The following is a 6000-nucleotide window of genomic DNA, read 5'->3' as shown; positions in this document are numbered from 1 at the left end:
CGCGCAAGGCTTCCAAGGCCGCGCGTCGCGGTCCAGCAGCACGTAGCGCCAGCCTTGCCGCGCCAGGCGCCAGGCGGCGGCGCGGCCAATGCCGCTGGCCGCGCCCGTCAGCAGCACCGTGTCCATCAGAGCGTGGTGAAGGTAATGCCGCCGTCCACCACCAGGGCCTGGGCCGTGATGAAACGGGCCTCGTCGCTGGCCAGGAAAGCGATGGCGCCGGCCACGTCGTCCACCGTGCCCAGGCCGGCCCATGGGCGTGCTCGCGATGCGCCGGGCGTCGCGTTCGGCGTTGCGGTTGCGCTGGGTGCCTTCGGTGGGCACGGCCGAAGGGCGACGGCGTTGACGCGGATGCCGCGCGCGCCCAGTTCGGCCGCGGCCGCGCGGGTGATGCCGAGAACGCCGGCCTTGATGCCGGAGTAGACCACCGATCCGGGCGCGGATTTGAGGGCGGCGGTGGAGGCGACGTTGACGATGGCGCCGCCGCGCTCGCCGTCCATGGCCTCGGCGGCGGCCTGCATGCCCCAGACCACCGCCTTGAAACCGATGTCCAGCATGCGGTCCAGGGTCTCGGGCATGATGTCGGGCACGTGCTGGTAGCGCACCCACGCCGCGTTGTTGACCAGGATGTCGAAGCGCGAGCCGTGCTCGGCGGCCTGGCGCACGGCCTGCGCAATGCCTTCGCGCGTCGCCACGTTCCGCACCACGGGAAACGCCTTGCCGCCCGCGGCCTCGATGGCGGCCACGGCGTCGTCCACCAGTTCCTGCTTTAAATCATTGACGCCCACGATGGCGCCGCGCGCGGACGAGCTGGCGGGCCGTGGCCCGGCCGATGCCGGCGCCCGCGCCGGTGACGAGCGCCACGCGCCCGGCGAGATCTTGTTGCATAGTCGTTTCCTACACCGATTCAATGAAGGCGCGCCCCGTTTCGCGAGACAGGCCGCCGAAGGCCGCGTCCAGCCTGCGCACCGCGCGCAGCGCGCGGTGCAGCGGCAATTCCCAGGTAAAGCCCATGCCGCCGTGCAGATGGATGGCTTTCTCGATGACGAAGGCGGCATTCGCGATGGCGCCGGCCAGCGCGGGACGCGGGTCGCGCGGCGCGCCGTATTCATCGGGCCGTATGGCGCGGCGGATGGCCGCGCTGGACACTTCCTGCAACAGGCGCATGCGCGCCAGCAGATGGCGGACCGCCTGCTTGGCCGACAATGGCCGGCCGAACTGCACGCGCGTGGCCATATAGCTCGCCGCCGCCTGCAGCGCGCCTTCGGCCGCGCCGTTGGCGAATTCGGCCAGCAGCAGCCGGGCCTGGCGCTGCAGCGCGTCCCAGGCCGACGTATCCAGGCGCGCCAGCACGGGCGCGTGCCGCAAATCGAGCCAGACCTGCGGGCAGTCCGGGTCCAGCGCGGCCTGCACTTCGCGCGGCGACCCGGCGGCATCCACGAGCGCGGCGCCTTCGGCATCGGCCGCGAGCACCCAGTCGGCCGGGCCGTGGTCCAGCCGGACCCAGCCATCCGGCAGCCGGCCTGCCATGCGATGCCGGCCAGGCGCTCGCCCGAGGCCAGCGCCGCGGCCTGCGGCGTGTCCGCCAAGGCATGGGCGGCGACGATCTGGCTCGGCCAGCGGCAGGGGCAGGCGCAGCCGTCCCGCGGCATGGACGATGGGCAGCGCAAAGCGCAAGTCCAGGCCCAGCCCGCCGTCGTCCTCGGCGGCCATCACGCCGCACAGGCCGGCACGCGCCAGCACGGCCGCCATGTCGTGCACGTCCTGGCGGGTCAGCGCGTCCATGATGGCCGCTTCGGCGGCCTGGGCGAATTCCTCGGGCTGCAGTGCGTCGCTGCTCATGTCAGATCCTTGGGAAGATTCATGATGCGCTGCGCGATGACGTCGAGCTGCACTTCGGTGGTGCCTGCGTAGATCGTCTCGGCGCGCGCGAATAAGTAGGCGTTGGTGCAGGCCTGCCGGGCGCGGCGCGCCAGCGGGCTGGATTGCGGACCAACCTGCGAAAGCAGCGAGAGGGCGAGCCCGGCGAAAGCCTGATGGCATTCCGACCAGTAGAGCTTGGTGAGCGAGCCCCGCGCGCCGATGGCCTCGCCGCGCATCATGCGCTCGACCGTCAGCTCCACCAGGCCTTTCAAGCCGTCGATCTCCGAGGCTAGTTCGCCGACGCGGCGCTGCACGCCGCCGTCTTCCAGGGCGGGAGCGAGCCGGGCATCGGATTTGCACGCCGCGATAAGCTGGCGCAGCTCGCACTCGAAGCGCCAGGGACGGTACATGCGGTTGGTGGCCCGTTCGATGGAGAGCACCCGGATGGCGGCGCTCCAGCCCTCGTCCGGCGCGCCCAGGCGCGCGCTGTCGGGAACCACGACGTCGTCGAAGAAGACCTCGGCGAAGGATTCCTTGCCGTCGATGGACTTGATGGGGGCGACGCGGATGCCCGGCGTGTCCATGGGCACGGCGAACATCAGCAGGCCGCGATGCCGGTCGGCCACCGTGCCGGTGCGGGTGAGCAGCAGGCAGTAGTGCGCCTTGGCCGCGCCGCTGGTCCAGATTTTCTGGCCATTGATGCGCCAATGGCCGCCTTCCCGCACGGCCCGGGTGCGCAGCCGCGCGAGGTCGGAGCCGGCGTCGGGTTCGGAAAACCCCTGGCACCAGTACTGGCGCATGGCCAGGATGGCGGGCAGGAACGCCTGCTTCTGCGCTTCGGTTCCGACCGCCATGATGATGGGGCCGGCCAGCTCCTTGCCGATGGAGCTCACGCTCTCCGGCATGGGCAGCGCGCCGATTTCCTTGTTCACGGCCAGATGCTCGCGCAGCGTCAGTCCATGGCCGCCATAAGGTTTGGGCCAGGTCATGCCCGCCAGGCCGGCCTGGTACATGGCGGCTTCCCATGCGCTGCTTTCGGCCAGCGTCGCGGGCCGCCAGTCCGGGCTGTCGGTCCGCATGAAACCGGGCAGATTGGCGCGCAGCCAGGTGCGCGCATGTTGGCGGTAAACCTCGGGCCCGGCGGCCGGGTCGGGGACCGCTACGTGATGGTCGAAGTGCATGCCAGTCCTCAGTGAGCGGGCGCGGCGCGCGGGATCATCAGCGCGTCCAGCACGATCGCGCCCTGGCCCTGCGGGCGCACCAGAATGGGGTTCATATCGATTTCGGCGATGTGATCGCGATGCCGGAAGGCGAATTCCGACAGGCGGGCCACGCTGCGCGCGGCCGCGCCGATGTCCGCCTTGGCCCGGCCGCGCGCGCCGTCCAGCACGGGAAACATCTTGAGCGAACGGATCATCGCCAGCGCTTCGTCCTCGGTCACGGGCGCGGCCTGCACCGCCACGTCCTTCAGCACCTCGGCGTAAATGCCGCCCATGCCCACCATGACGATGGGACCGAAGACCGGATCCCGCGAAATGCCGGCGATCAGTTCCGTGCCGCCGCGCACCATGGGCGCCACCAGAACGCCGTCGATGCGCGCCCGAGGCGCATGGCGCGCCGCGCTGCCGGCGATCCGTTCATAGGCCGCGCGCACGGCGTCGGCGTCGACCAGGTCCAGCGCCACGCCGCCGATCTCGGTCTTGTGGGCGATGTCTTCGGAGGCGATCTTCAGCACGACGGGATAGCCTATCGTCTCGGCGGCGCGGACGGCCTCGCCGGCATCGCGGGCGACGAACTCGCGGCTGCACGTCGATGCCGGCCTGGCCCAGGGCGCGCTTCGCGTGGAATTCGCTGCGGAACACCGCCGGATCGACGGGTTCGGCGGCAGGCAGCCGGGCGGGCTCGGACGCGGCGGCGCTCAGGCGGCCCAGCGCGACCAGGCCGGCCAGCCCGGGCGCGCGGCGTCGATGCTGGAAAACACGGGAATGCCCAGCGCGTTGATCTCGCCGACCGCGTCGGCCGGACCCTGGCTGATGACCATCAGCAGGCGGTCGGGATGGCTGGCGCGCACCTGGGCGAGCGCCTCGAGGTAGACGCCGCGCAGCCTCGTGTTGTAGAGCGACAGGGACATGAACAGCGCCAGCGTCCCGTCCGACGGATCGTCCAGCAGGGCGCCCAGCAGCTCGAGCAGGATGTCGGGGCGGCTGGACATCTGGGCCGAGGCGTCCACGGGGTTGCCCGTGCTCGCGGTGGGAACGGCTTCGCGTATGCGTCGTTGGGTATGGGACGCGAGCGCGGGCAGGGCCAGGCCCGCTTCGCTCATGGCGTCGGCCATCATGATGCCGAAGCCGCCGGAGGCGGCCACCAGCGTCACCGCCTCGCTGCGCGGCAGGCGGCCGGGCATGAGCAGCGAAGCGGCGTGGCCGATGTCGATCAGCGCTTCCACCGAACGCACGCGCAGCGCGCCATAACGGCGGAATACCGCGTCGATCACGGCATCCGAGCCGGTGAGGGCGCCGGTATGCGAAGCCGCCGCCGCCTGACCTTTCTCGGTCGAGCCGATCTTCAGGACGATGACGGGCTTGCGGCGTTCGCGCGCCATGCGCAAGGCGCCGACCAGCTTGCCGGCATTGCGGCAGGTTTCCATGCAGCACAGGATGATGCGCGTGGACGCGTCTTCGGCCAGGGCGGCGATGCCATCGGCCACGTCCACGTCGGCCTCGTTTCCGGTGGCGATGAATCGGCTTACGCCCATGCCGCGCCGGGCCACGCTTTGCATGGTGTGGCTGCCCACGTTGCCCGATTGCGAAACGATGCCCACCTGCCCGGCGGCAGGCATGTGCTCTTCGAGCGCGATCGAGAAGGAAGCGATCAGGCGGTCGGCCACGTTTACCGCGCCCAGGCAATTGGGACCGAGCAGGCGCATGCCATGGGCGCGGGCGATGCCGGCCAGCTCGGCCTGCAGGGCGGCGCTTCCGGGCCGGCCTCCACGAAGCCGGACGACAGCACGATGGCGGCCTGCACGCCGCGGGCGGCGCAGTCCCGCAGCGCGGCCGGCGTGGCGGCCGCCGGCACGGCCAGGATGGCCAGTTCGGCGGCGGCGGGCGTGTCGAGCACCGATGCGTAAGCGGGCAGCCCCTGAATGACGCCGCCTTTGGGGTTGATGGGATAGACCGGGCCGGCATAGCCGTGCTTGGCCAGCATGTGCACGGGCCGCCGCCGATCTTGGCGATTTCGTCGGAAGCGCCGATCACGGCGATGCTGCGGGCTTCAAAGAAGGCCGCCAGACCGGCGCCCGGCTGTTGCGTCTGTTCCCCCATGCTCAGCGTCCTTTGAATACCGGCTGGCGCTTTTCGAGGAAGGCCATGCGGGCCTCGCGCGCGTCTTCGGTCTTGGCCAGGGCCATGGTGAAGTCCTGCTCGAAGCGGTAGGCATCCCGTTGCGGCATGAGGTCCACCATATTGGCCGCGCGCTTGGCGTACACCACGGCCAGCGGCGCCTTGGAGGCAATCTCATGGGCCAGTTCCAGGGTCGTGGGCAGCAGCCGGCCGGCGGGAAGCACGTCTTCCAGCACATTGCGGCGCAGCAGATCCTGCGCGCTGAGCCGTTGGCCGGTAAAGAACATGCGGCGCACGGTCGAGCGGCCGAACAAGGTGCGCAGCATGGAAGCGCCGCCCGCCAGGCCGACGTTGATCTCGGGCATGCCGAAGCTGGCGTTCTCGGAAGCGTACATGATGTCGCAGGCGGCCATGAGGCCCAGGCCCGCGCCCAGCGCGGCGCCGTTCACGGCGGCGATCACGGGCTTGGCGCATTCCCTGATGGCGTTGCCGGTTTCCCGCGTGACGCGGTTGTGTTCGAGGAAGTCGCCGGCGATGTCGGCATCGGGGCGGTCCTTGAGGTCGGCGCCTGCGCAGAAGACATTGCCGTTTCCGGTCAGCACGGCGCAGCGGATGTCGCCGCGCTCGGAGATCTCGTCGAAGACGGCGACGATGCGCCGGCGCATTTCGCGGTTGAGGGCATTGACGGGCGGACGATTCAGCGTAACGAGCGCAACGCCCTCGCTGACTTCGAATTTGACGGCGGGTTCGCTCATGCCCGCTCCTGGTACTGTCGGGGGAAGGCGGGCGCGCCGGGGGCGCG

The 6000-nt window shown here is 70.7% G+C and carries 4 protein-coding genes and 1 pseudogene; all 5 read right to left on the bottom strand.

Annotation, left to right across the window (positions count from 1 at the left end; translation table 11 throughout):
• Window positions 1–125 precede the first annotated feature (125 nt).
• The 5 genes and pseudogenes from AD428_RS04800 to AD428_RS04780 all read right to left on the bottom strand — a co-directional run bounded on the left by AD428_RS04800 (window position 126) and on the right by AD428_RS04780 (window position 5953).
• On the bottom strand, window positions 126–785 hold the full coding sequence (locus AD428_RS04800; protein WP_235489127.1) for an SDR family NAD(P)-dependent oxidoreductase: 660 nt from the start codon (window positions 783–785) through the stop codon (window positions 126–128).
• Window positions 786–894: 109 nt separating this feature from the next.
• Window positions 895–1839 (bottom strand): acyl-CoA dehydrogenase family protein, encoded by a 945-nt coding sequence (locus tag AD428_RS04795; protein WP_235489124.1) that lies wholly within the window; start codon window positions 1837–1839, stop codon window positions 895–897.
• A complete protein-coding gene (locus tag AD428_RS04790; RefSeq protein ID WP_053244363.1) occupies window positions 1836–3041 on the bottom strand; it encodes an acyl-CoA dehydrogenase family protein in 1206 nt (401 codons plus the stop codon). The genes AD428_RS04795 and AD428_RS04790 overlap by 4 nt, the downstream gene beginning before the upstream one ends.
• Window positions 3042–3049: 8 nt before the next feature.
• A pseudogene (locus tag AD428_RS29270) lies at window positions 3050–5180 on the bottom strand (acetate--CoA ligase family protein).
• A gap of 2 nt (window positions 5181–5182) precedes the next feature.
• Window positions 5183–5953 carry an enoyl-CoA hydratase/isomerase family protein gene (locus AD428_RS04780; protein ID WP_053244362.1) on the bottom strand — a complete coding sequence of 257 codons (771 nt, stop codon included), beginning with the start codon at window positions 5951–5953 and terminating at the stop codon, window positions 5183–5185.
• Between the last annotated feature and the right edge of the window lie 47 nt (window positions 5954–6000).

It is taken from the genome of Achromobacter sp. DMS1, from assembly GCF_001270295.1.
Note: the sequence above shows the minus strand (reverse complement) of the source record. Positions and strands in the feature narration are given on the sequence as shown.